This is a genomic window from Streptomyces sp. NPDC107550 (assembly GCF_055639095.1).
This window is the reverse complement of sequence record NZ_JBVKBC010000017.1, coordinates 70279-94992: the sequence shown is the minus strand read 5'-3', so window position 1 is coordinate 94992 and position 24714 is coordinate 70279. Positions and strand designations below refer to the sequence as shown.

General features: G+C 72.3%; 20 protein-coding genes. 9 read left to right on the top strand and 11 right to left on the bottom strand.

The genetic code is table 11. From position 1 onward, the window contains the following. Positions 1-176 precede the first annotated feature (176 nt). Positions 177-1391: a signal recognition particle-docking protein FtsY gene (ftsY, locus tag ACZ7LY_RS22365; RefSeq protein ID WP_471626420.1), complete on the top strand. Its 1215-nt coding sequence runs from the start codon at positions 177-179 to the stop codon at positions 1389-1391. A gap of 130 nt (positions 1392-1521) precedes the next feature. Here ftsY and ACZ7LY_RS22360 read toward each other — a convergent pair whose 3' ends face one another. Then, on the bottom strand, positions 1522-2190 hold the full coding sequence (locus ACZ7LY_RS22360) for a bifunctional DNA primase/polymerase (RefSeq protein ID WP_471626419.1): 669 nt from the start codon (positions 2188-2190) through the stop codon (positions 1522-1524). Between the two features lie 518 nt (positions 2191-2708). On the opposite strand from ACZ7LY_RS22360, the gene nsdA reads away from it, so the two are divergent. The 6 genes from nsdA (at position 2709) to ffh (ending at position 10747) form a co-directional block, all read left to right on the top strand. Continuing rightward, complete coding sequence (nsdA, locus tag ACZ7LY_RS22355) at positions 2709-4190, top strand: transcriptional repressor NsdA (protein ID WP_471626418.1); 1482 nt, start codon at positions 2709-2711, stop codon at positions 4188-4190. Between the two features lie 290 nt (positions 4191-4480). Then, the gene (locus tag ACZ7LY_RS22350) at positions 4481-5857 is read left to right on the top strand and encodes an ammonium transporter (protein ID WP_471626417.1); all 1377 of its coding nucleotides are present in this window, start codon (positions 4481-4483) and stop codon (positions 5855-5857) included. Continuing rightward, entirely contained in the window at positions 5854-6192 is a 339-nt protein-coding gene (locus ACZ7LY_RS22345; protein WP_471626416.1) for a P-II family nitrogen regulator, read from the top strand. Before ACZ7LY_RS22350 ends, ACZ7LY_RS22345 begins: the two co-directional genes overlap by 4 nt. Positions 6193-6216: 24 nt before the next feature. Then, positions 6217-6384: a hypothetical protein gene (locus tag ACZ7LY_RS22340; RefSeq protein WP_471626415.1), complete on the top strand. Its 168-nt coding sequence runs from the start codon at positions 6217-6219 to the stop codon at positions 6382-6384. A gap of 23 nt (positions 6385-6407) precedes the next feature. Then, the gene (locus ACZ7LY_RS22335) at positions 6408-9008 is read left to right on the top strand and encodes a [protein-PII] uridylyltransferase (protein ID WP_471626414.1); all 2601 of its coding nucleotides are present in this window, start codon (positions 6408-6410) and stop codon (positions 9006-9008) included. 179 nt (positions 9009-9187) lie between these two features. Beyond that, positions 9188-10747, top strand: a complete 1560-nt coding sequence (ffh, locus tag ACZ7LY_RS22330; protein ID WP_471626413.1) for a signal recognition particle protein — start codon at positions 9188-9190, stop codon at positions 10745-10747. Positions 10748-10883: 136 nt separating this feature from the next. On the opposite strand, the gene ACZ7LY_RS22325 is transcribed toward ffh, so the two are convergent. The 9 genes from ACZ7LY_RS22325 to yhfZ all read right to left on the bottom strand — a co-directional run bounded on the left by ACZ7LY_RS22325 (position 10884) and on the right by yhfZ (position 19853). Continuing rightward, positions 10884-11834: an arsenic resistance protein gene (locus ACZ7LY_RS22325; protein ID WP_471626468.1), complete on the bottom strand. Its 951-nt coding sequence runs from the start codon at positions 11832-11834 to the stop codon at positions 10884-10886. 185 nt (positions 11835-12019) lie between these two features. Further along, a complete protein-coding gene (locus ACZ7LY_RS22320) occupies positions 12020-13255 on the bottom strand; it encodes a phosphopentomutase (protein WP_471626412.1) in 1236 nt (411 codons plus the stop codon). Then, on the bottom strand, positions 13252-14418 hold the full coding sequence (locus tag ACZ7LY_RS22315) for a YhfX family PLP-dependent enzyme (RefSeq protein ID WP_471626411.1): 1167 nt from the start codon (positions 14416-14418) through the stop codon (positions 13252-13254). Before ACZ7LY_RS22315 ends, ACZ7LY_RS22320 begins: the two co-directional genes overlap by 4 nt. 6 nt (positions 14419-14424) lie before the next feature. Beyond that, on the bottom strand, positions 14425-15555 hold the full coding sequence (locus ACZ7LY_RS22310; protein WP_471626410.1) for an aminotransferase class V-fold PLP-dependent enzyme: 1131 nt from the start codon (positions 15553-15555) through the stop codon (positions 14425-14427). Positions 15556-15557: 2 nt separating this feature from the next. Continuing rightward, positions 15558-16505 (bottom strand): phosphotriesterase family protein, encoded by a 948-nt coding sequence (locus ACZ7LY_RS22305; protein WP_471626409.1) that lies wholly within the window; start codon positions 16503-16505, stop codon positions 15558-15560. 189 nt (positions 16506-16694) lie between these two features. After that, on the bottom strand, positions 16695-18041 hold the full coding sequence (locus ACZ7LY_RS22300; RefSeq protein WP_471626408.1) for a YhfT family protein: 1347 nt from the start codon (positions 18039-18041) through the stop codon (positions 16695-16697). 15 nt (positions 18042-18056) lie between these two features. Further along, on the bottom strand, positions 18057-18413 hold the full coding sequence (locus ACZ7LY_RS22295) for a DUF2620 domain-containing protein (protein WP_471626407.1): 357 nt from the start codon (positions 18411-18413) through the stop codon (positions 18057-18059). Positions 18414-18445: 32 nt separating this feature from the next. After that, positions 18446-18820, bottom strand: coding sequence for a PRD domain-containing protein (locus ACZ7LY_RS22290; protein ID WP_471626406.1), 375 nt, complete (start codon positions 18818-18820; stop codon positions 18446-18448). Positions 18821-18908: 88 nt separating this feature from the next. Then, positions 18909-19853 carry a GntR family transcriptional regulator YhfZ gene (gene yhfZ / locus ACZ7LY_RS22285; RefSeq protein ID WP_471626405.1) on the bottom strand — a complete coding sequence of 315 codons (945 nt, stop codon included), beginning with the start codon at positions 19851-19853 and terminating at the stop codon, positions 18909-18911. A gap of 122 nt (positions 19854-19975) precedes the next feature. Here yhfZ and ftsH point away from each other — a divergent pair, with 122 nt between their 5' ends. Further along, positions 19976-21913 (top strand): ATP-dependent zinc metalloprotease FtsH, encoded by a 1938-nt coding sequence (ftsH, locus tag ACZ7LY_RS22280; RefSeq protein ID WP_471626404.1) that lies wholly within the window; start codon positions 19976-19978, stop codon positions 21911-21913. A gap of 150 nt (positions 21914-22063) precedes the next feature. Here ftsH and ACZ7LY_RS22275 read toward each other — a convergent pair whose 3' ends face one another. Beyond that, positions 22064-22936: a class I SAM-dependent methyltransferase gene (locus ACZ7LY_RS22275; RefSeq protein WP_471626403.1), complete on the bottom strand. Its 873-nt coding sequence runs from the start codon at positions 22934-22936 to the stop codon at positions 22064-22066. 283 nt (positions 22937-23219) lie between these two features. Between ACZ7LY_RS22275 and proS the strand changes: the two genes are divergently transcribed. Next, entirely contained in the window at positions 23220-24635 is a 1416-nt protein-coding gene (gene proS / locus ACZ7LY_RS22270; RefSeq protein ID WP_471626402.1) for a proline--tRNA ligase, read from the top strand. Positions 24636-24714: the final 79 nt, after the last annotated feature.

Sequence of the window (24714 nt, the reverse complement as noted above, 5' to 3'; positions counted from 1 at the left end):
TACGCGCGTTGACGCCCCTCTTCCATCGTACTTTAGTCCGAGTAGTTCCCTCCGGTGGCCTTTGTCTCTTGGAGCAAACTCCAAGCGGGACGGGCGGGAGGCCGGTCGTGCGCGTACGGTGACGGGCTCGCGGCCTCTGTGGTGGGGGAGCGGTCATGGCTGATACTGGACGGGTTATGGAAATCGTCATCCTTGCTGTAGTCATCGCCGTGGTCGTGATCGGCGCGCTCGGCGGGCTCGTGGTCGGCAGCCGCAAGAAGAAGTCGCTGCCCCCGCCCCCGCCCTCGGCGCCCGACATCACCGCCGCCCCGCCGACCGAGCCGCGCGTCGGCGACGAGGCCGAAACGCCGCGCGACGAAGCGCGGCGCACGATCGAGGAGGTCGACCTCCCGGTCACGGAGGCGGCTCCCGAACCGGCCGTGGAGGAGGCGCCCGCCGCCCCCGCGGCCCCCGAGATCGAGGTGCCCGAGCCGACCGCCGGCCGCCTGGTGCGCCTGCGCGCCCGGCTCTCCCGGTCGCAGAACGCGCTCGGCAAGGGTCTGCTCACCCTGCTGTCGCGCGAGCACCTCGACGAAGACACCTGGGAGGAGATCGAGGACACGCTGCTCACCGCCGACGTCGGCGTGCAGCCCACCCAGGAGCTGGTCGAAAGCCTGCGCGAGCGCGTGAAGGTGCTCGGCACCCGTACGCCCGAGGAGCTGCGCGCCCTGCTGCGCGAGGAACTCCTCAAGCTGCTGGTCCCCGAGTTCGACCGCTCCGTGAAGACGGACTCGAACCTGGACACGCCCGGCATCGTGATGGTCGTCGGCGTCAACGGCACCGGCAAGACCACCACCACCGGCAAGCTCGCCCGCGTCCTGGTCGCCGACGGCAAGAACGTCGTGCTGGGCGCGGCCGACACCTTCCGTGCCGCCGCCGCCGACCAGCTCCAGACCTGGGGCGAGCGCGTCGGCGCCCGTACCGTGCGCGGCCCCGAGGGCGGCGACCCGGCGTCCATCGCCTTCGACGCCGTCAAGGAGGGCATCGAGGAGGGCGCGGACGTCGTCCTCATCGACACCGCCGGCCGGCTGCACACCAAGACCGGCCTCATGGACGAGCTGGGCAAGGTCAAGCGCGTCGTCGAGAAGCACGCGCCGCTGGACGAGGTGCTGCTCGTCCTCGACGCGACGACCGGGCAGAACGGGCTGGTCCAGGCCCGCGTCTTCGCCGAGGTCGTCGACATCAGCGGCATCGTCCTGACCAAGCTGGACGGCACCGCCAAGGGCGGCATCGTCATCGCGGTCCAGCGCGAGCTGGGCGTCCCGGTCAAGCTCGTCGGGCTCGGCGAGGGCCCGGACGACCTGGCGCCGTTCGAGCCGGAGGCGTTCGTCGACGCGCTCATCGGCGAGTAGCGGAGCCGGAGCCGAGAGGCGCCGTCCACGCGGGGAACCGTGAGCCCTTACGGGGGCACGCGGTTCCCCGCACGCATGTCTTACGGGGTCATGTCTTACGGGGTGGGGCGTGCCCGCGCGGCGCGGAGCGTCAGGCGCAGGCCGAGCGGTGTGCCACGTACGCCAGCGTGCCGAGCAGCAGGCGTGCCTGCGGTGGGCGCGTGGCGGTGTCCAGGCGGGGGGCGCGCAGCCAGGACGCGGGGCCGAGGCCCGCGCGGTCGGAGGGCGGGGCTGTGACGTAGCTGCCGGGGCCGAGGGCGTGCAGGTCGAGGGCGGCGTCGTCCCAGCCCATCCGGTACAGCAGCAGCGGGAGTTCGGCGGCGGCGCCGGGCGCCACGAAGAACTGCACGCGGCCCTCGGGCGTGACGATGACCGGGCCGAGCGGCAGGCCCATCCGCTCCAGGCGGACCAGCGCGCGCCGCCCCGCCGCCTCGGGCACGTCGAGCACGTCGAAGGCGCGCCCCGCCACAAGTAGCACCGCCGCTCCCGGGAACCCGCTCCACGCCCGCGTCACCTCGTCCAGCGTGGCGCCCGCCGGCACCACGGCCGCCGCGTCGAGGGGATGGGCGCCGGGCGCCGCGCAGTCCGCCTTGCCGCAGGAGCAGGCGCCGTCCAGGGCGCGCGCGCCGGGAACCACGTCCCATCCCCACAGGCCGGTGAACTCCGCCACCGTCGTGCGGTCCGACGCCCGGCCGGCCGTCCGGCCGCGGCGACGTGAGCCGGAACGGATCTCAAGAATGCCGCCGATCGTGAAGCCCATGCCCCCTCCAACGGGTCCTGCGCACCGGTGGTTACGTGACGGAATCGGATCGTTACCCGCCGTGCGCGTCGCCCGGTCGTCGGCGGCGCACCGGGGTGACGGGGGTGGTGCGGCACGGGCCGCGCGCCCCGGCGCACACCGCTCCGCCCACTTCCGGCTGTCCTATGTCAAGTGAATCGTGCGGGGCCGCACCTGAGTTCATTCGAAGGGGTGGCGAATGGTGGCGTTTCCGTGTTCGCCCTCGCCGGAGGGGTGATCGTAGGATTACTTTCAGTGCATGGCCCTTCGGGGTATGTGCACCCGTGGGTATGCCTCAGGCAAGTCGGTTTCCTGTTCGAGGAGTGACAACTGCCGGACGGGAGGCCGTGGTCGAGGGCATGCTGGTAGTGCTTGCTGACAAGAAGTAAGCCGACGGGACGCGTGGTCGGGCATCGGCCGGACGCCGGTCGGGCTACGGACGGGCGTCGGACGAGCATCGGGTGAGCGGCATCAGTGGCTTCAGGGATGGGGGCGTTCCAGTGGGCGGCAGCGGCGGAGGCGTGGCGAACGCTGAGAAGCGCCCGAACGAACTACTCGGCTCGTGGTTCGTGCGCAGCGGCTGGTCGAAGGGCGAGCTGGCCCGTCAGGTCAACCGGCGGGCACGCCAGTTGGGCGCCAATCACATCTCGACCGACACCTCGCGCGTACGGCGCTGGCTCGACGGGGAGAACCCGCGCGAGCCGATCCCGCGCATCCTCAGCGAGCTGTTCTCCGAGCGCTTCGGCTGCGTCGTCGCCGTCGAGGACCTCGGCCTGCGCGCCGCGCACCAGGCGCCGTCCGTCTCCGGCGTCGACCTGCCGTGGACGGGACCGCAGACCGTCGCGCTCATCGGCGAGTTCTCCCGCAGCGACCTGATGCTCGCCCGCCGGGGCTTCCTCGGCAGCTCCCTCGCCCTCGCCGCCGGGCCCTCCCTCATCGAGCCCATGCAGCGCTGGCTCGTACCCACCCCCGGCACGGGCGCCGTCGCCCGCCACGAGAGCGACGCCGCCGCCCAGCGCCGCGGCCGGCTCTCCAAGCCCGAGCTGGATCTGCTGGAGTCCACGACCGTCATGTTCCGCCAGTGGGACGCCCAGTGCGGCGGCGGCCTGCGCCGCAAAGCCGTCGTCGGCCAGCTCCACGAGGTCACCGACCTGCTCCAGGAGCCCCAGCCCGAGGCCACCACCAAGCGCCTGTTCAAGGTCGCCGCCGAACTGGCGGAGCTGGCCGGCTGGATGAGCTACGACGTAGGACTCCAGCCCACCGCCCAGAAGTACTTCGTCCTCGCCCTGCACGCCGCGAAGGAAGCCGGCGACCGCCCCCTCGGCTCGTACATCCTCAGCAGCATGAGCCGCCAGATGATCCACCTCGGCCGCCCCGAGGACGCCCTGGAGCTCATCCACCTCGCGCAGTACGGCAGTCGGGACTGCGCCAGTCCCCGCACCCAGTCCATGCTGTATGCGATGGAGGCCCGCGCCTACGCCAACATGGGCCAGCCCGGCAAATGCAAGCGGGCCGTGCGCATGGCCGAGGACACCTTCACCGACGCCGACGACTGGGACGAGCCGGACCCCGACTGGATCCGCTTCTTCTCCATGGCCGAACTCCACGGCGAGAACAGCCACTCCTTCCGCGACCTCGCCTACGTCGCCGGCCGCAGCCCCACCTACGCGTCCATGGCCGAACCGCTGATGAGCAAGGCCGTCGACCTCTTCGGCAAGGACCCCGAGCACCAGCGCTCCTACGCGCTCAACCTGATCGGCATGGCCACCGTGCACCTGCTCCAGAAGGAGCCCGTGCAGGCCACCGTCCTCGCCGAGGAAGCGCTCGGCATCGCGCGCAAGGTCCGCTCCGAGCGCGTCAACACCCGTATCCGCAAGACCGTCGACACGGCCGTGCGCGACTTCGGTGACGTCGCCGAGGTCATCCACCTCACCGACCAGCTCGCCGTCCACCTGCCCGAGACCGCCGAAGCAGCGGTCTGACCTCCGGGGGAGCCGCTTCCCCCGCCACCGATCCCGGCCGCGGCCGGCCGTCCCGTACCGCCCGACTCGGCTCCCCCGCCAGGTCACCTAGGACGGCCGCCGCGGCCGGTCGCCGTACCGGCATGTCACCCACGCGTAACACCCACGACCTCTTCGTCACCGCGGCGAAACACCGAGGGGCGCCCGCCGAAACCGCGCTGCGCGAGTCTCTGGCGCATAACCGGCCCACCCCTCACCGCCCGCCTTCAGGCTTCGTCCGCTCGGGGCCGCCCAACGACGAGGAGACGCCGATGGCAGCCTCAGCCATCCCGCTCGCGGCACACGCGCCCGCACTGTCGTCCGCCGACACCGGCTTCATGCTGATCTGCTCCGCCCTGGTGATGCTCATGACGCCGGGCCTCGCCTTCTTCTACGGCGGCATGGTCCGCGTCAAGTCCACCCTCAACATGCTGATGATGAGCTTCATCAGCCTCGGGATCGTCACCCTCCTGTGGGTCCTGTACGGATTCTCCGTCGCGTTCGGCACCGACAAGGGCTCCCTCATCGGCTGGAACAGCGACTACGTCGGCCTCAGCGGGATCGGCCTCACCCAGCTCTGGGACGGCTACCACATCCCCGTCTACGTCTTCGCCGTCTTCCAGCTCATGTTCGCCGTCCTCACGCCCGCCCTGATCAGCGGCGCCCTCGCGGACCGCGTGAAGTTCAGCGCCTGGGCCCTGTTCATCACCCTGTGGGTCACCCTCGTCTACTTCCCCGTCGCGCACTGGGTGTGGGGCAGCGGCGGCTGGGCCTTCGACCTCGGCGTCATCGACTTCGCCGGCGGCACCGCCGTCCACATCAACGCGGGCGCCGCCGCCCTCGGCGTCATCCTCGTCATCGGCAAGCGCGTCGGCTTCAAGAAGGACCCCATGCGCCCGCACTCCCTGCCGTGGACGATGCTCGGCGCGGGGCTGCTCTGGTTCGGCTGGTTCGGGTTCAACGCCGGGTCCTGGCTCGGCAACGACGACGGCGTCGGCGCCCTCATGTTCGTCAACACGCAGGTCGCCACCGCCGCCGCGATGCTGGCCTGGCTCGCCTACGAGAAACTGCGGCACGGCGCCTGCACCTCCCTCGGCGCCGCCTCCGGAGCCGTCGCCGGCCTCGTCGCCATCACCCCCTCCGGCGGCTCCTGCTCGCCGCTCGGCGCCATCGCCATCGGGGCCGTCGCGGGCGTGGTCTGCGCCCTCGCTGTGGGCCTCAAGTACCGCTTCGGCTACGACGACTCCCTCGACGTCGTCGGCGTCCACCTCGTCGGCGGGATCATCGGCTCGCTCCTCGTGGGCCTCTTCGCCACCGGCGGCGGCCAGTCCGACGCCAAGGGCCTCTTCTACGGCGGCGGCCTCGACCAGTTCTGGAAGCAGTGCGCCGGCGTCGGCGGGGTCCTCGCCTACTCGCTCGTCGTCTCCGCCGCCCTCGCCTTCGTCCTCGACCGCACCATGGGCATGCGCGTCAGCGAGGACGACGAGGTCTCCGGCATCGACCAGGTCGAACACGCCGAGACCGCCTACGACTTCAGCGGCGCCGGCGGGGGCTCGGTGGCGCGCGGCGCCGTACCCGCCCCCGTCAGCACGCTCGCCGCCGGCACCGGTTCCGGCAGCGCTCCCGGCACGAAGAAGGTGGACGCATGAAGCTCATCACCGCGGTCGTCAAACCGCACCGGCTCGACGAGATCAAGGAAGCCCTCCAGGCGTTCGGCGTGCAGGGCCTGACGGTCACCGAGGCCAGCGGCTACGGCCGTCAGCGCGGGCACACCGAGGTCTACCGGGGCGCCGAGTACACCGTCGACCTCGTCCCCAAGATCCGTATCGAGGTGCTGGTCGAGGACGAGGACGCCGAACAGCTCATCGACGTCGTCGTCCAGGCCGCCCGCACCGGGAAGATCGGCGACGGGAAGGTATGGGCGGTACCCGTGGACACGGCGGTCCGCGTCCGTACGGGGGAGCGCGGACCGGACGCGCTGTGAGCGGGCGGTTCGTGGAGGAGGGCGGTGCCGGGGGCGGGGGTGTCGGCGGTGCCGGCGGTGCCGGTGGTGCCCGGGGTGCGGGTGGTGTCAGCGGGGTCCGGGGTGCGGGCGGTGCCGGTGGTGGCCGGGGCACTGGCGGGGGCCAAGGTGCGGGCGATGGCCGGGGCGCCGGTGGTGTCGGCGGTGTCGTAGGAGCCGGGTACGCGGCCGAGCGGTTGCGGCTGCTCCAGGGCGCCGAGCCGGCGGGTCCCGCCCGGCGCACCGCGCTCGCCCGGCTCACCGACGACTGGCTCGCCGGCCTGTTCGGCGCCCCGGGCACGGGTTCCGCGCCAGGCACCGGCTCCGAGCTGGGCGTCGGCTCCGCCCCGGGCACCGGCTCCGCGCCGGGCACGGGTTCCACCCCGGGCACAGGTTCCGCGCCGGGCACCGGCTCAGCCCCGGACACGGGTTCCGCCCCGGACACGGGTTCCGCCCCGGGCACGGGCGCCGCCCGCAGCACAGGCACCGGCGCCGCCCCCGGCACGGGCACCGGCACCCGCCCCGGCGTCTCCCTCGTCGCGGTCGGCGGGTACGGGCGCGGCGAGTTGTCCCCGCGCAGCGACCTCGACCTGCTCCTCCTGCACGACGGCGCCGCTGCCCCCGACGAGATCGCCGCGCTCGCGGACCGCCTCTGGTACCCGGTGTGGGACCTCGGCCTCGCCCTCGACCACTCCGTCCGCACCCTTGCCGAGGCCCGCAAGACCGCCGCCGGCGACCTCAAGGCGCACCTCGGGCTCCTCGACGCCCGGCACATCGCCGGAGACCCGGCCCTGACCGCCGCCCTGCGCACCACGGCCCTCACCGACTGGCGCGAGCAAGCGGTCCGCAAGCTGCCCGAGCTGCGCGAACTGTGCGAGGAGCGGGCCGCCCGCCACGGCGAACTCCCCTTCCTCCTCGAACCCGACCTCAAAGAAGCGCACGGCGGCCTGCGGGACGCCACCGCGCTGCGAGCCGTCGCCGCGTCCTGGCTCGCCGACGCGCCCCGCGCGGGCCTCGACGACGCGCGCCGCCGCCTGCTCGACGTACGCGACGCCCTCCATTTGTCCACCGGCCGCGCCACCGACCGCCTCGCCCTCCAGGAACAGGACCAGGTCGCCGCGTACCTCGGCCTGCCCGACGCGGACGCGCTGCTGCGCGAGGTCTCCGAGGCCGCCCGCACCCTCGCTTACGCCGCCGACGTCACCTGGCGGGACGTGGGCCGCGTGCTGCGCGCCCGCTCCGTACGGCCCCGCCTGCGCGGCCTGCTCGGCAGCCGGCGGCCCGCGCCCGTGGTGCGCTCGCCGCTCGCCGAGGGCGTCGTCGAGATGGACGGCGAGGCCGTGCTCGCCCGCGCCGCGCGCCCCGACCACGACCCGGTGCTGCCGCTGCGCGCGGCGGCGGCAGCGGCCCAGGCCGGACTGCCGCTCTCCCCGCACGCCGTGCGCCGCCTGGCGTCCGCGGCCTGCCCGCTGCCGGTGCCCTGGCCGGCCGAGGCCCGCGACGAGTTCGTCACCCTCCTCGGCGCGGGCCGCCCCACCGTCCAGGTGTGGGAGGCGCTGGAGGCCGAAGGGCTGATCACGCGGCTGCTGCCCGACTGGGAACGCGTCCGCTGCCGCCCCCAGCGCAACGCCGTGCACACCTGGACCGTCGACCGGCACCTCGTGGAGACCGCCGTGCGCGCCGCCGCGCTCGCCCGCCGCGTCGGCCGCCCCGACCTGCTCCTGGTCGCCGCGCTGCTGCACGACATCGGCAAGGGGCTGCCCGGGGACCACAGCGCCGCCGGTGAGCCCCTCGCGCGCGCGGCCGCCGCCCGGCTCGGCTTCGGCGCCGCCGACATGGCCGTGCTCGGCACCCTCGTACGGCACCACCTGTTGCTCGTCGAGACGGCGACGCGGCGCGACCTCGACGATCCGGCGACCGTACGCGCCGTCGCCGACGCCGTCCGCACGCCCGCCACGCTCGAACTGCTGCACGCGCTCACCGAGGCCGACGCCCTCGCCACCGGGCCCGCCGCCTGGTCGGCGTGGCGGGCCTCGCTCGTCGACGACCTCGTCGGGCGGGTCGCCGCGCTGCTCGCCGGGGACGACCCCGAGGCCCCCGACACCGCCGAACCCACCGCCGAGCAGGAACGGCTCGCCGTCGAGGCGCACCGCACCGGCGCGCCCGTCCTCGCCCTCCACGCGCGCGTGGAGCCACCGGTGGGCGAGGACGCGGAGGACACGGGGGAGGCGGTCGGGGTGGAGCTGCTGATCGCCGTCCCCGACCAGCCCGGCGTGCTGCCCGCCGTCGCCGGGGTGCTGGCCCTGCACCGGCTGACGGTGCGGACGGCCGAACTGCGGACCGTCCCGCTGCCGGACGGCATGCCCGGCGCGGTGCTGCTGCTCGACTGGCGGGTCGCCGCCGAGTACGGGTCGCTGCCACAGGCTGCACGATTGCGCGCCGACCTCGTCCGCGCCCTCGACGGCTCGCTCGACATCGCGGCCCGCCTCGCGGAACGCGACGCCGCGTACCCGAGGCGGCGCGGGGTCCTCGCACCGCCGCCCCGGGTGCGGGTCGCGCCGGCCGGCTCCCGCCTCGCCACGGTCATCGAGGTGCGGGCCCAGGACGCGCCCGGGCTGCTGCACCGCATCGGACGCGCGTTCGAAACGGCGGGCGTGCGGGTGCGCTCGGCGCACGTCTCGACACTGGGCGCGAGCGCGGTCGACGCCTTCTACGTCACCGACGCCCAGGGCGCTCCGCTGCCGACGGGACAGGGACCGACGGTCGCGGAGCACGTGGAGGCGGCGCTGCGGGGGTGACGCCGGGTGCTGGGTCGGTGGCGGGTCGGCAGTCTCGCGCGCGTCGCCGCACGGCCCCCGGCACCGGGCGCGGCCGGGTCCGGTCCGCCCCGATCCGGTGGGCGGGGAGGATTCCGCCGCCGGGGCGGATACCCTGGAGGGCGATTCTCCGTCCCCGACCCCAAGGACCGACGAGCGCCGTGTTCGATACTCTCTCCGACCGCTTGGCGAATACCTTCAAATCCCTCCGGGGCAAAGGCCGCCTTTCCGAGGCGGACATCGACGCGACCGCGCGCGAGATCCGTATCGCCCTCCTTGAGGCCGACGTCGCGCTGCCGGTCGTCCGGGCGTTCATCAAGAAGGTCAAGGAGAGGTCCCTCGGTGCCGAGGTCTCCCAGGCGCTGAACCCCGCCCAGCAGGTCATCAAGATCGTCAACGAGGAACTGATCGCGGTCCTCGGCGGCGAGACGCGCCGGCTGCGGTTCGCCAAGAACCCGCCGACCGTGATCATGCTCGCGGGTCTCCAGGGTGCCGGTAAGACGACCCTCGCGGGCAAGCTCGGCCACTGGCTCAAGGCGCAGGGCCACTCGCCGCTGCTCGTCGCCTGTGACCTCCAGCGCCCCAACGCCGTCAACCAGTTGACGGTCGTCGCCGAGCGCGCCGGCGTCGGCATCTACGCCCCCCAGCCGGGCAACGGGGTGGGCGACCCGGTCCAGGTCGCCAAGGACTCCATCGAGTTCGCCAAGTCCAAGGTCTACGACGTCGTCATCGTCGACACCGCCGGCCGCCTCGGCATCGACCAGGAGCTGATGCAGCAGGCCGCGGACATCCGCGACGCCGTCAGCCCCGACGAGGTCCTCTTCGTCGTCGACGCCATGATCGGTCAGGACGCGGTCAACACGGCCGAGGCGTTCCGCGACGGCGTCGGCTTCGACGGCGTCGTGCTCTCCAAGCTCGACGGCGACGCCCGCGGTGGTGCCGCGCTCTCCATCGCGCACGTCACCGGCAAGCAGATCATGTTCGCCTCCAACGGCGAGAAGATGGACGACTTCGACGCGTTCCACCCGGATCGCATGGCGTCGCGCATCCTCGGCATGGGCGACATGCTCACGCTGATCGAGAAGGCCGAGCAGACCTTCTCGCAGCAAGAGGCCGAGAAGATGGCCTCGAAGCTGGCCTCCAAGAAGGGCCAGGACTTCACACTCGACGACTTCCTGGCCCAGATGGAGCAGGTCAGGAAGATGGGCTCCATCTCCAAGCTGCTCGGCATGCTGCCGGGGATGAACCAGATCAAGGACCAGATCAACAACCTCGACGAGCGCGACGTCGACCGCACGGCCGCCATCATCAAGTCGATGACCCCGGCCGAGCGCCAGGAGCCGACGATCATCAACGGCTCGCGCCGCGCCCGTATCGCCAAGGGCTCCGGCGTCGAGGTCAGCGCGGTGAAGAACCTCGTGGAGCGCTTCTTCGAGGCCCGCAAGATGATGTCCCGCATGGCCCAGGGCGGCGGCATGCCCGGAATGCCGGGGATGCCCGGCATGGGTGGCGGCCCCGGCCGGCAGAAGAAGCAGGCGAAGAAGGCCAAGGGCAAGCAGCGCTCCGGCAACCCGATGAAGCGCAAGCAGCAGGAGCAGGAGGAGGCCGCCCGGCGCGCCGCGGCGGCCGAGGCGGGCGGGGCGCTCGGCCTGCCCGGCGGCGACCAGCAGGCCGCCAAGGACTTCGAACTCCCCGACGAGTTCAAGAAGTTCATGGGCTGACCCACCGGCCCCACGCTCCCGGCCCGCCCCGCACCGGCCCGGACGCCTCTCCTTCGTTACGAGGAAGCCGTCCGGGCCGGTTCGCGTGGTGCGGGAGCCGTACCACCGGGTGGGGGGAAGCCGCATCGTGCGCCGCTCATTCCGGCAGGGGCAGCAGGCGCGGCACGGCCCGGACGTAGACCAGCATCCCCACCACCTCCACCAGGGTCTGCGTCACGACGACGACCGCCGCCACGGCCAGCCGGTCCGGCAGGGCGAGCGCCAGCGGCAGCACCACCAGCGAATTGCGCGTCGCCCCGCTGAACACGACCGCTCTGCCCTCACGCGCCCCCAGCCGGAACAGCCGCGCGACCCCGTACCCGGCGAACGCCATGACCAGCAAGAACACCACGTAGAACGGCACCACGCCCAGCACGTCCGACAGGTTCCCCCGGTCGATCAGCCCGGGCACCTGCGACGCCACCACCGCGAACAGCGTCGCGCACATCAACGGCACCATCGCCGCGCCCGCCGCCTCCGCCACCCGCTGCCCGGCCGGCCTCCTGTCCGCCCATGCCTGGGTCAGCCACGCCAGCGCCAGCGGCACCACGATCAGGACGACGAACGCCTCCACGAACGGTCCGACGTCCACCACGTCCGCCAACTCCGCCCCCAGGAACGCGTACAGGAACACCGGCAGCAACACCATCTGCGCCATCAGCAGCAACGGCGTCGCCGCGAGCAACCGCCCACTGCTGCCGCCCGCGAGCCCGGAGAAGACGATCACGTAGTCGACGCAGGGGGCCAGCAGCACAAGGAGCACGCCGACCCGCACGGCCTGCTGGTCGGGCAGGAACGTGAACAGCGCGGCGACGACCAGCGGCACCACCACGAAGTTCACCACCAGCACCGCAGCCAGGAACCGTCCCGCCCGCAGCGCCCGCACCAACTCCGCCGCCGGCACCTGAAGGAACGTCACGTACAGGAGTGCCGCCAGCACCGGATTGATCGCGTGCCCGAGCCCCGGGCCGATCCCTGGCACGGCCCAGCCCACCAGGCCGCCCACCGCCAGGGCCCCGAGATAGAGGGGGACCTGATGGCGCTCCATCCCCGCGACCAGACCCGATGACGACGACACCGCATGAACTCCTTGCACCGAGAACCGACCCCCACGCCCCGCCCGCCCGAACGTGCCCGCGCGACCCCGCCCACCCGCGCGTCCCCGCACGTCAGGCGCGCGCCCGACGCCGACCGTAGACCGCGCCGGCGCGAGGAGGGTAATCGCGGGCGGTGTCAGGCCGCTCTGCCGGCCGCCGCCCGTATCTCCGTGCCGTTGGCCAGGGCGTGGGGGTCGAGGCCGAGGGAGGCCGCCGCCGTGGCGCCCACGTCCGCGAGGCTCGCGGCGTCCGGCAGCCGCTCGACCCCGGCCGCCTCCGGGCGGTGGATCAGCACCGGCACATACTCCCGGGTGTGGAAGGCGTGGCCGATCGTCGGATCGTTGCCATGGTCGCCGGTGACGATGAGCCGGTCGCCGGGTGTCGTGAGCAGGGAGAGCAGGGCCGCGAGCCCCGCGTCGACCTGTTCCAGGATCCGCCCGTACCGCGGGACGTCCTGCTGGTGCCCGGCGAGGTCCGACTCCTGCACATTGGCGACGACCAGCGCGTCACCCTCCGCCCGTACCGCCTCCAGGGTGTGCGCGAACACCTCGCCCGTGTCGACCGCCGGCCGGCGCACCGCCGCCTCGCACTCCAGGATGTCCGCCGCCTTGCCGACGAGCGTCACCGGCACTCCGGCCCGCGCCGCCAGATCGGGCAACTGCCGTGTGTGGTCCGAGGGCGCGCCCAGGTGCTGCACCTGGAGTCCGCCGTTGCGGTAGAAGCCGGTCGCCGGGGTGTCCAGGCCGACCGTGCCCGCGTCCCCGTCCCGCACGAACTGCGGCAGCGGCCCGTCCGCCCGGCCGCCGACCGCGATGACCCGGGCGACCGGCGCGACCGCCCGCACCGTCCGCGCCACGTCCAGGACGGCGTCGAAGCCGAGGTCGCTGAGCCGGCCCGACGCGTTCCAGTTGATCCCGGGGTCCGCTTCCAGGTTGTCGTGGACGAGGACGGCGCCGTCGACCACGAGCAGCGGCTTCCCGTCGAGCGGTTCGACCCGGTGGCCCGCGTCCGTGAGGGCCCGCGTCACCTCGTCCAGGTGCTCGGCGAGCCGCGCCACCGTCACCCTGCTGAAGTCGGCGCCCATCATCGTCTGATGCCCGGCGAACGTGTCCGCCCCCGGGTAGCCGAGCGCCGCCCGCCCCACCGCCACGGGAAGGTGCTTGCGCCGCGCCAGGTCGGGGTGCGGGTGGACGAGGCCGAGGCCCAGCGCCCCGAGCACCGGGAGCCGCAACGGCCGGCCGAACGCCCGCCGGCCCTCGTCCAGCACATGCCCACAGGTGTCGGCGGTCAGGTCGCCGGGGCGCAGCGCCCCCGCGTCGGGCATCGCGCCGATCCCGAAGCCGTCCACCACCACGATCACGGTCTTGCTCATGACACGGCCTTTCCTTGTGCGTCGTACAGCCCGACCAGGCGCGGTGCCCCGTCGGCCAGGCCCGCCACCACCGCGACCGTCGAACGCGTCACGAAGACCTGCGTGCGGAACGCCAGCAGCGCGGTGTCCCCGACGCGGACGTCCGCACCCGGCGCGGGCGCGTCGAGCAGGCGGTAGTAGTCGATGTTCTCGGGCGGCGCGTCCTGCACCGGCAGGCGCAGTCCGGTGCGGGGGAGCAGCGCGGAGCGGATGTGGGAGCGCGGGTAGAAGCCGCCGCCGAACACCGCGGGCCTGCCGTCGGCCAGCGTGTGGGCGACCTCGGTGACGTACACGTACGCGGGCTTCTCCGGCTGGCTCAGGTCGCGCGCGTGCAGCGGCGTCGTACCGGTGAGGGCGTGTCCGGGCTCGCCGTGCGTGGCGCCGGACTCGGCGAGCAGCGGCAGCGACGCCATCGACGTGGCGCTCGGGGCGCTGAGCTTGAGGCCGGTGTGTCCGCGCGCCGCCAGCGCCTGGCGGGCCTTGAGGGCGAGTTCGAAATTGGGCGTGGGAGTGGGCGCCCCGGTCGCGGGGTCGCACAGCACGCAGGGGAACGCCGTCACGCCCGCGATCCGCACCCCCTCCAGCTTCTCCACCGCCTCCGCGAACGCGTCGAGCCCCGCGAGCGGAACCCCGCCCTCCTGCCCCGGGTACACGGACCCCGGCGCCCCTTCGAGGCGGATCAGCAGGTCCTGCACCATGCCGAGCCCGCGGGCGGCTTCCGCCACGGCCCGCGCGTTGTCCAGGTCGTAGACGGTGACCGTCTCGGGGTGCCAGGCGAGCATGCCGGGCAGCTCCCGGCGCGGGATCTGGACGAGGTGCCCGAGGTTTCCGGCCCGGGCGCCGGCGGCGTGCAGGGTGCGGGCCTCGGGCGGGTCGATGGCCGCGTACCGGGGGATGTGCCGGGCGATGGCCTTGATCAACTCGGGGTTGCGGCCGATCTGCTTGACGACGAACCACAGGGTCAGGCCGAGCCGGTCGGCCTCGCGGGCCAGCAGCTCCGCGTTCGACTCGATCGCGTCGAGGTCCATCACATAGGTGTCCGGTGGGATCTCCCCGCGCCGGTGCAGTGCGGTCGCTGCGTCGGCCAGCTCGGGGTTGCGGGTGAGCAGACTGTCGAGGAACACGGTCGGTCAGTCCTTGCTGAGTTCGTTCAGTGAGCGGCGCAGGATGTCGACGACGAGATCGGCGCCGGCCCGCATGGGATTGATCCGCACCGTCCAGTCGGCCAGCTCGGGGGAGTCGTCGAGCGAGGAGCTGGACATGCGGTAGAACAGCGGCGCTATCTCGTACCGCGAGTTGGAGCCCACCGGGTAAGGGGCGGCCCCGAACCGCGCCGCGACCGCCGGAAGCTCTCTGGCCACCGGCCGGTCGAGGCGGACGAGCAGGCAGCGGTCCTGCGCGTTGGCCACGCGGACCTCCGCCACCCCGGGCACCTCCCCGGCCGCCAGCCGCTCGGCCACCTCCGCGCCCACCCGGGACTGCAACGCCCACATCACCGGCACGTGGGTGAGCGCGCGCAGTGCGTCCAGCGCCTGATGGCCCTGCACCTGCCCGCCGCCCGAGTAGTTGTCCCGCCGCACGTGTGCGACGAGGTCGCGGGCGCCGACGACGACGCCGACCCCCTCGGGCCCGTGCAGTTTGAACAGGGAGAAGCAGGAGGCGTCCGCGCCCAGCTCGACGCCGGCGGACGGGACCCGCATCACCGCGTAGTTGTCGTCGACGATCGTGCGTACCCCGGCTGCCGCGCACGCGGCGAGCACGTCGCCCGGGTCGTAGGAGTCCGCGAGGCGCTGGCGGGTGTGCTGCACGTACGCCCAGCGGAAGCGGCCCGAGGCGAGTGCCTCGCGCAGCGCCCCCATGTCGTTGAAATCGACCTCGTGGGTCTGCACGCCGATGCCGCGCAGGGTGACTTCGGTGGTGCGGTAGACGGGGGCCCGGTGGATGAGGAGCGGGTCGCCGGCGCTCACCGCCGCGTTCAGCGCGGCGCGGATGGCGCCGGTGCCCGCGCCCTGGACGAGCGCCGCGTCCTCGGCGCCGAAGTAGTCGGCGAGCACGGCCTCGACCTGGGCGGTGGTCCGCGGCCGGCCGAGCCCGGGCACCACGCCCGCGTCCGCGCTGAACAGCTCGGTGCCCTGGAAGTGCGCGGCGGTGCAGGCGAGGAGACGGAACTGGCGCTCGGCGGCGGCCTCCACGGTCACCGTGGCCAGCGGATGGGTGGCGGGCAGCGAGGGAGGCGTCGGGGCGCCGGTGCTGGTGCTCATGGTCAGATCTCCTCCACGCTCGCGCCGGTCAGGAACCGCAGCGGGTTGCGCCGGGTCATCAGGTCGATCAGGTCGTCGTCCACGCCCGCCGCCCGGAGTCTCGGCAGGAACGTACGGAAGAGGTGCCCGTATCCGTGTCCGCCCTCCGCGAGGAGATAGGCGTGGCGGGAGATGTCGCAGCTCAGCAGCGCCCGGTCGGCGTGGCCCGCCTCGATGAGGGCGAGCAGCAGCCGCAGCCGGGTGTCGTCGCTCTGGTAGCTCTCCTTGCCGACGGTGTCGAAGGCGACGTACGCGCCGCTCGACGCCAGCTCCTTGTGGACGGCCGGGTCGTCGAGGAGGTCTTGGTGGCCGACGCAGACGCGGTGGGCGGGCAGTCCTTCGCCGGTGAGCAGGTCGAGCTGGGCGAGGCCGCCGTGCCCGAGCTGGGCGTGGGTGGCGACGGACAGTCCGGTGGCGAGCGCGGCCCGCGCGGCGGCGCGCAGGGACCGGGACTCGGGCTCGCTCGGCACCTCGCCGTGGCTGCCGACCTCGCCGAGGACGCCCGCGCGGGTCCCCGTCGCGTCGATGCCTTCCTCGATGTCGCGCACGAGGACCGTGGTCAGCTGCTCGACGCTCGCGTCCGCCAGCTCCGTGGTGTGGAAGGGCTCGTAGTACCAGCCGGTGGCGGCGATCACCGCGACTCCGCTCTCCTGCGAGAGCGCCGTGAGCGCGGCCGGGTCGCGGCCCATGCCGCGGCAGGTCAGCTCCACGACGAGGGAGAGGCCGAACGTGTCGCGCAGCCCCGCCAGTTCGGCGGCGACCGCCGGTCCGTGGCGTCCCGCGTCGAGGACGGCGCCGCCGTCCCCCTTGAGGTCCAGGTCGAGGACGAGGTGCTCGTGGGGGAGGACGGGGCCGCGGACGGCGTCGGGGGAAAGGGGGCCCTTGACGGTGTGGAGGGTGGGGTTCTGCATGGTGGGGGGTGTTCCTTTCCTGCGGTCCGATCGGCTGCCCGCGCCGGCCGCTGCGGCGCCGATCGGTCTGTGGCGAGCGGTCGGAAGTCCCGGCCGCTCACTCCCTCAACGGGCCGCTCTCCGCAGAAGTTCCACGCAGAGTGACGAAGTTGAGGGAGATTTTCACAGAGCGTCACATCGGCTCTTGGGTCACCCCTTGATCGGGGTGAACAGGTCGAGCCAGTACAGGACGTTGAGGAGGATGCCGCCGACGATCACGGCCGCCGGAGCCGCCGCCATCCGCACGATCGGCCGGCCCATCGCCTCGTTGAGCAGATACAGCCCGCCCACGATCATGATGCCGAGACCCGCGCCCATCGCGTTCGCCGCCATCAGCGAGCCGAACAGGATGGCCAGTTGGAGCGTGTCCGTGATCGCGCTGCGCAGATGCTCCGAGGAGTCGCGCACGCTCGGCAGCTTGCCGAGGAAGCGCCCGATGTAGGAGAGGGCCAGCACCTCCGCCGCGAAGACCAGCGCACCGCAGACCGCCGCGAGGAACGGGTTCGGCAGCAGATATCCGATGGGGTAGACGAGCGTGAAGCCGGCGATGCCGTACGCGCCGGACGCCAGCGCCGTCGTGGCGATCAGCGGGATGAAGCCGAACACGCGGTAGAAGTCGACCTGTGCGGCCTCCCCGTACTGCCCCTTGGCGATCAGGAAGCTGGTGGCTTCGCCGCCGCCGAATATGTGCATCTGCGCCAGCACGCACACCCCCGCGCCCAGCACCATGAACAGCGGCAGATACCGGCGCAGCCGCGCGGCGCTCGCGCTGAACAGGGACGCCATCGGGTCGTCGGCGAGGACGACCTCCTCGACCCCGTTCGCCCGGTCGGCCCTGCGCTGCTTGAGGTCCTTGGCGACCGCCAGCGCGATCAGCATGAGGACGCCGACGGCCATGGCGATGGCGCCCGCGAAGACCTTGGGCCACAGCTTCATCGTCATGACGACCAGGGCCAGTTCGGCGACGCCCGCGATCGCGCCCCACTTGCGCCCGAACTGCTTGGTGATGGCCAGCACCGGGAACAGCGTGAACAGGAAGAGGATCGGCGTCGACATCTGCTGCATCGCGGTCAGGAAGTCGACGGGCAGGTCGTGCGCCAGGTTGTTCGCGCCGTTCAGGCCGAAGACGACGACCGCGCCCCAGGCCGCGCCCAGGATCGGCGCGAGCCACTTCTTGGGCGACAGAAGGCCGAGGATGTCGGTCGGCAGGAACACCAGCCACGGGTTCAGGACGCCCGTGGACAGGGCCATCGGCGCGCCGAGGCCGAAGATGAACCCGGCGGACAGGCCGAAGGAGACCGCCGTGGTGGCGCTGCGGGTGGTCCGCCCCTGGATGAAGTCGAGCATGAAGGGGCGTACGCCGTCGTTGAAGACGGCCAGGGCCATGTGCGAGATGAACGCGGTCAGCGCGCACAGAGCTATGACGGTGAGCTGCTGGGCCAGCGTGAAGTCGAGGCTCACGCCGGCCGCGAGGACGGTGCCCGAGGAGGTGATCATGATGGGTCCTACGGCTCAGGAGCGAGCGGCGATGGCGCGCGCGAGCAGCGGCGCGATCGTGTCGATCTGGTCCATGGAGAAGCCGAACACCTTCTTGCCCTGGGCAAGCAGTGCCTCGACCTCTTCCTGCTGGGGAACGGAACGCCCGAAGGTGTGGCACAGCGGCTGCCCCATCAGGCCGACCAGGACGCCGAGCGAGGCGCCCGCGCCGGTGTGACAGGTGCCGAGGAAGTAGTCGGCCTGCCCCGCGCGCAGCTTCATCGCCGCGTCCATGTCGCTGGAGACGACCACCTCGACGCCGTCGAGACCCAGCTCCTTCACGGCGTTCGCCGCTTCGACCTTGCCGACGCCGCCGGTGAGGATTTTCGTCATGACTGGTTCCTTCTTTCGGTAGGTCAGATAGGTCAGCCGGTGGGCTGCTGCGCCAGCACGGCGAGGTGCATGGCGAGGAAGTTGATCTCGGACTCGGGAAGCGTCGCGCCCAGTTCTTCACGCGCGCGTGCCGACACGCGGCGGGCTCGCTCGACCGCGCGCGGGTGGTCCGCCAGTTCGGCGGCGACCTGCTCGTCGGTCAGGAACTGCTCGACGGGGGCGCCGTCCAGGAGCCGGGTGAGCGCCATCATCAGATGGCTGGTGAGCATCCCGGCGCTCTCCTCGGTGACGGAATGGCCCTCGGCCTGCAGGGCGGCCAGTTCGGCGGTCACGAAGTCGGCGACCTCCGGCCTGACCTGGCCGCCCTCACGGAACAGCTCGATGCGTAGGGCTAGTTGGTCGTCCATGCGGTCCTCCCAAGTGAGACAGTAACCGGGATTCTGGATTTTGAGGCCGTACGAAAGACCCGATCTCGGGGCTTTCCTGTTCGGCCGTTCAGTACGAGGGGATGCGGTCGCCCCGCAGCACCTCGGCCTGAAGCTCTGCCACCCGCGTCAGGTCCAGCGCGTCGCGCACGGCGGACAGGGCCTTGGCGCCCTCGGTCCTGCCGATGACGGCCGCGCTGGAGTTGCGCAGCGCGAGGTCGCGGGTGACCTCGTCGCCGAGCGGCAGGACCTCGATCTCCATGCCGAGCCGCCCCTGCACCTCGTCGAGGTTCCAGACGGTGGCGTCGGCCTGGTCCTGTGCGAACAGGTCGCGCAGTTGCATGTACGAGGACTCCACCCACTGGATGTCGTCACGCCCCGAGAAGGCGCGCTCCGCCAGCAGTCGCTGGTCCTCGGAGGCGTGGTCGACCGCGACCCGCAGCCCGGGCTTGTCCAGGGACACTCCGTCGCGTACGAGGAAGCCGTGCGCGCCCACATAGGTGGCGGGCCCGAGATCGGCGACGAGTGCCAGGTCGTCCTTGTGCTCCGCGACCAGGCCGTCGGCCGCGAGCCGGGAGAGCACCACCAGATCGACCTTCCCTTCCAGCAGGGCGGCCGTACGCGCGGCCGCGCCTCTCATGAAGGTGATGGCGAAGGGGGTTCCGGCGGCCTCGAAGGCGGCCCGCAGGCCCGTCGCCAGGCCCTCGTAGCGGCGCGAGTAGGGGAGCGGCATCGCGGCGAGCAGGGTGCCGAGGCCGGACAGCCGCCACAGCACGGCGCGGTCGGAGCGGACCAGGAAGGTGCCGAGGTGGCCCCGGGCGGCCGTCTCGATGGCGCCGGCCTCTTCGAGGAGGCGCAGGGCGGCCTGGACCGTCCCGTTCCCGCAGCCCAGCTCCTGCGCGAAGTCCTTCACGCGGGGCAGGCGCGTCTCCGGCTCGTGGCCCATCAGGAGCACCGCGAGCTGCCGGGCGGCCAGCCCGTTGCGGGTCAGGAAGCGATCGTCGAAACCGTTCACGTTCCAGACAGTAACCAGGATTCTGGATACTGGCAAGGGGTCGGGATGTGTGCGCTGATGGGCCCAAGGCCAAGAGCCGGCATGGCGCTACGACAGCGGCACGCGGCAGGAGGAGAGAAGGCGTGGCGAACCCGGTACCCCCGCGCGATCGGACCGATCAGCCCTGGCGCTCCGAGGGCGCGCCCCCGCCGCCACCGCAGCCCCCCAAACGCCGGATGCCCGGCGGCTGGGGCGGACTCATCCTGACGGCCCTGATCGTCTACCTCATCGCCAACCTGGTGCTGTCCTTCTTCGGCGAGGGCGACGAGCCCACGATCTCGTACACCGAGTTCAGCAAGCAGGTCGCCGACAACAACGTCAGCAAGATCTACGCCAAGGGCGACGCCATCCAGGGCCAGCTCAAGAAGGAGCAGCCCACTCCGGACGGCAGCGACAGCCGCGCGAAGAACTACACCAAGTTCACCACCCAGCGCCCCTCCTTCGCCGACGACAACCTCTGGGCCGACCTGGAGAAGCACAAGGTCACCGTGACGGCCGAACCGGTCGTCCAGGAACGCAGCTTCCTGTCCAACCTGCTGATCTCCCTCGCCCCGATGCTGCTCCTCGTCTTCCTGTGGATCTTCATCGCCCGCCGGATGAGCCAGGGCATGGGCGGCGCGGGCGGCATGCTCGGCCGCAAACAGCCGCCCAAGCCCGTCGAACTGGAACCCGGCAAGAAACGCACCACCTTCGAGGACGTCGCCGGCATCGACGAGGTCGAAGGCGAACTCAACGACGTCGTCGACTTCCTCAAGAACCCCGACGCCTACCGCGAGATGGGCGCCAAGATGCCCCGCGGCGTCCTCCTCGCGGGTCCGCCGGGAACCGGAAAGACGCTCCTCGCGCGCGCGGTCGCCGGTGAGGCCGGTGTGCCGTTCTTCTCCGCGTCCGCCTCCGAGTTCATCGAGATGATCGTCGGCGTCGGCGCCTCCCGCGTACGGGAACTGTTCGCCGAGGCCCGCAAGGTCGCCCCCTCGATCATCTTCATCGACGAGATCGACACCATCGGCCGCGCCCGGGGCGGCGGCAGCGGCATGGGCGGCCACGACGAACGCGAGCAGACCCTCAACCAGATCCTCACCGAGATGGACGGCTTCTCCGGCTCCGAAGGCGTCATCGTCATCGCCGCCACCAACCGCGCCGACGTCCTCGACCCCGCCCTCACCCGCCCCGGCCGCTTCGACCGCATCGTCAACGTCTCCCCGCCCGACCGGGGCGGACGCGAGGCCATCCTCAAGATCCACACCCGGGGCATCCCCATGGCCCCCGACGTCGACCTCGCGCAGGTCGCCCGTACCACCCCCGGCATGACCGGCGCCGAACTCGCCAACCTCACCAACGAAGCCGCCCTGCTCGCCGTCAAGCGCAAGCAACGCGAAGTCACCCAGTCCGACCTCTCCGAAGCCCTGGAGAAGGTCCAGCTCGGCGCCGAACGCCCCCTGGTCATGCCCGACGAGGAACGCCGCCGCACCGCCTACCACGAGAGCGGCCACGCCCTCCTCGGCATGCTCCAGCCCGGCGCCGACCCCGTCCGCAAGATCACCATCGTGCCGCGCGGACGCGCCCTCGGCGTCACCCTGTCCACCCCGGACGCCGACAAATACGCGTACACCGAGGAGTACCTGCGCGGACGCATCATCGGCGCACTCGGCGGCATGGCGGCCGAGCAGGTCGTCTACGGCGTCATCACCACCGGAGCCGAGAACGACCTCGAACAGGTCACCAACCTCGCCCGCGGCATGGTGGCCCGCTGGGGCATGAGCGAGAAGGTCGGCCGCCTCTCCGCACTCCCCAACGACGCGCAGCAGGCGTACGGCCTCGCCGCCGCCCCCGAGACCCTCGACACCATCGACGCCGAGATGCGCCGCATCGTGGACGAGTGCTACGAGGAGGCGTGCCGCAAGCTGCGCGAGAACCGCGACAAGCTCGACGCCCTCGCCCACGCGCTCCTGGAGAACGAGACCCTCGAAGAGACCGACGCCTACCGCATCGCCGGCATCACCCGACTCACCAAGGAGTGACGCGTCGGGCGTGCCGCCTCAATGTCGTACGCGCGACTCTGAGGCGTACGTACGGCCCCTATGCCGTACGCACGCCTCCATGCCGTACGTGCGCCCTTATGTCGTACGCGCGTCTCTATGCCGTCCGGTCTGCGTTCCCTGTCGTCCGGTCTACGTCGTCCGGGCGATCAGATAGCGGAACACGTTCGGCATCCACACCGTGCCGTCCTCCCGCACATAGGGCTGCAAGGACTCGGTGACCTCCTTGTCGACCTGCGCGCCGTCCGTGGCCTCGACCGCCGCGTCGAACAGACCCGTCGACAGCAGCCCCCGTACCGCGCTGTCCGTGTCCGCGTACCCGAACGGACACGCCACCCGGCCCGAACCGTCCGGGCGCAGGCCCGCCCGCTGCGCGACCTCCTCCAGGTCGTCCCGCAGCGCAGGCCGCCAACTGCGCGCACTGCGCAGCGGATCGGCGAGCTTCGTCGCCACCCGCAGCACCGTGGACGTCGCACAGCGCTCCGGCGGGCCCCAGCCCACCAGCACCACCGCCGCGCCCCGCCGCGCCAGCGGAGCCGCCTGCTCCAACTCGGCCGACAGGCCCTCCGCGTCCCCGGCCACACAGCCGATCGGCGAGAACGCCGTCACCACGTCGTACGGGGGCTCTCCCGCGGCGGGCCCGGCGCCCAGGCCGAAGTCGTCCGCCAGCCGCTCCGTCAGCCGCACGGAGACCCGCCGCCGGGCCTCGCCGGGGTCCGCCGACAGCCTCTGCCGGGCCAGCGCCAGCCGCTCCGGCTCGCCGGGCTCCACACCTGTCACGGCCGCGCCCCGCGAGGCCGCCATGAGCACGGCCAGCCCCGAACCGCACTCCAGGCCGAGCACCCGCGAACGCGGGCCCACCTCCAGGCGCCCGTACACCGCCTCATAGAGCGGGACCAGCATCCGCTCCTGGATCTCCGCCCAGTCACGCGCGCGTGCGCTCAGATCCACACGCGGCGCCGCCATCGCCCCGAGGCGCTGTCGCCGCACGAGCGTAGGTGTCATCGAAAATGCCCCAATCACCGAGAGATGCCGAGAGTTGTCGATGCCGACATGTCGCCGCCCGTGTCACCCGGGCAGGCCGGCTCTGGTTCGCGCGTCGCTCGCAATCCCCCCACAGGCCAGAGAACTCCGCATCGACTCCCGCGTCTAGGGGGCGTCGGGCACCCTGGCCGACAATGCGCGGACGACACGCCACGCGCATGCGAAAGGGGCTTGCCCGAGGCATACGGCAACCGGGCGAAAAACGAATTCCCCCGCGCGCGTAGAGCGCCGTAGCATGCGCGCCATGGCCAAACCCCCCGTGCTCACGCCCCAGGCGGACGACTTCCCGCGCTGGTACCAGGACCTGATCGCCAAGGCCGAACTGGCCGACAACGGGCCGGTGCGCGGCACGATGGTCATCCGACCGTACGGCTACGGCCTGTGGGAGCGGATGCAGCAGGAGATGGACGCGCGCATCAAGCAGACCGGCACGCAGAACGCGTACTTCCCGCTCCTGATCCCGCAGTCCTACCTGGCCAAGGAGGCCGACCACGTCGAGGGCTTCGCACCCGAACTCGCCGTGGTCACCCACGGAGGCGGCAAGGAACTCGAAGAACCCGCAGTCGTCCGCCCCACCTCCGAAATGATCGTCAACGAGTATTTCGCCAAGTGGATCCAGAGCTACCGCGATCTGCCCCTGCTGATCAACCAGTGGGCCAACGTCGTCCGTTGGGAACTGCGGCCCCGCCTGTTCCTCCGTACGACTGAATTCCTGTGGCAGGAGGGACACACGGCACACGCGACCTATGAAGAGGCGCGTGATTTCGCCGCCCGTATCCACCGGCACGTGTACGCCGACTTCATGGAGAACATCCTCGCCATGGATGTCGTCCTCGGCCGCAAGACCGCCAGGGAACGCTTCGCCGGCGCCATCAACACCCTCACCCTCGAAGGGATGATGGGCGACGGCAAGGCCCTCCAGATGGGCACCAGCCACGAACTGGGCCAGAACTTCGCCAAGGCGTTCCACACGCAGTACCTGTCGAAGGACGGCACACAGGAACTCGTGTGGCAGACCTCCTGGGGCTCCACCACCCGCATGATCGGCGCGCTCGTGATGATGCACGGCGACGACAACGGCCTGCGCGTACCGCCCCGCCTCGCGCCCGTCCAGGCCGTCGTGCTCGCCATCAAGGGCGACGACGCCGTCGTCGCACAGGTCCGCGCCATCGCCGCCGCCCTCGAAGCGGCCGGCGTCCGCGTCCACGTCGACGACCGCACCGACACCCCCTTCGGGCGCCGCGCCGTCGACTGGGAGCTCAAGGGCGTCCCGGTCCGCGTCGAGGTCGGGCCCCGCGACCTGGAGAACGGCACGGTGATGCTCGCCCGCCGCATCCCCGGCGGCAAGACCTCCGTCGCCGTCGAGACCCTCCCCGACGTCCTGCCGCGCATCCTGGAGGAGGACCAGGCGCTCCTGCTGGCCCAGTCCCGGGAGCGGCGGCGCCTGCGCACTACCGACGTCACCCGCTTCGAGGACGCCGTCGAAGCGGCCACGGCCGGCGGCTGGGCCCGCATCCCGTGGGCCGCCCTCGGCCCCGAGGGCGAGGAACGGCTCGCCGAGCACGGCGTCACCGTACGGTGCCTGCTCGCCGCCGACGGGTCGGTGCCGGACGCCGACGACGCACCGGGTAACGTCGCGGTGGTCGCCCGCGCCTACTGAGGCCGCGACGGCACGCGAGCCGCAACGGCACGCGAGTCGCGACGGCCCGTGAGCCGAGCCGGCATCCGGGCCGAACGGC

Coding starts and splice junctions, on each gene's coding strand:
- ACZ7LY_RS22345 (WP_471626416.1), top strand. CDS start 5,854: ATGAAGCTCATCACCGCGGTCGTCAAACCGCACCGGCTCGACGAGATC.
- proS (WP_471626402.1), top strand. CDS start 23,220: ATGGCCAAACCCCCCGTGCTCACGCCCCAGGCGGACGACTTCCCGCGC.
- ACZ7LY_RS22350 (WP_471626417.1), top strand. CDS start 4,481: ATGGCAGCCTCAGCCATCCCGCTCGCGGCACACGCGCCCGCACTGTCG.
- ACZ7LY_RS22310 (WP_471626410.1), bottom strand. CDS start 15,555: ATGAGCACCAGCACCGGCGCCCCGACGCCTCCCTCGCTGCCCGCCACC.
- ACZ7LY_RS22295 (WP_471626407.1), bottom strand. CDS start 18,413: ATGACGAAAATCCTCACCGGCGGCGTCGGCAAGGTCGAAGCGGCGAAC.
- ACZ7LY_RS22300 (WP_471626408.1), bottom strand. CDS start 18,041: ATGATCACCTCCTCGGGCACCGTCCTCGCGGCCGGCGTGAGCCTCGAC.
- ACZ7LY_RS22290 (WP_471626406.1), bottom strand. CDS start 18,820: ATGGACGACCAACTAGCCCTACGCATCGAGCTGTTCCGTGAGGGCGGC.
- ftsY (WP_471626420.1), top strand. CDS start 177: ATGGAAATCGTCATCCTTGCTGTAGTCATCGCCGTGGTCGTGATCGGC.
- ACZ7LY_RS22325 (WP_471626468.1), bottom strand. CDS start 11,834: ATGGAGCGCCATCAGGTCCCCCTCTATCTCGGGGCCCTGGCGGTGGGC.
- ACZ7LY_RS22305 (WP_471626409.1), bottom strand. CDS start 16,505: ATGCAGAACCCCACCCTCCACACCGTCAAGGGCCCCCTTTCCCCCGAC.
- ACZ7LY_RS22275 (WP_471626403.1), bottom strand. CDS start 22,936: ATGACACCTACGCTCGTGCGGCGACAGCGCCTCGGGGCGATGGCGGCG.
- ACZ7LY_RS22320 (WP_471626412.1), bottom strand. CDS start 13,255: ATGAGCAAGACCGTGATCGTGGTGGTGGACGGCTTCGGGATCGGCGCG.
- ACZ7LY_RS22360 (WP_471626419.1), bottom strand. CDS start 2,190: ATGGGCTTCACGATCGGCGGCATTCTTGAGATCCGTTCCGGCTCACGT.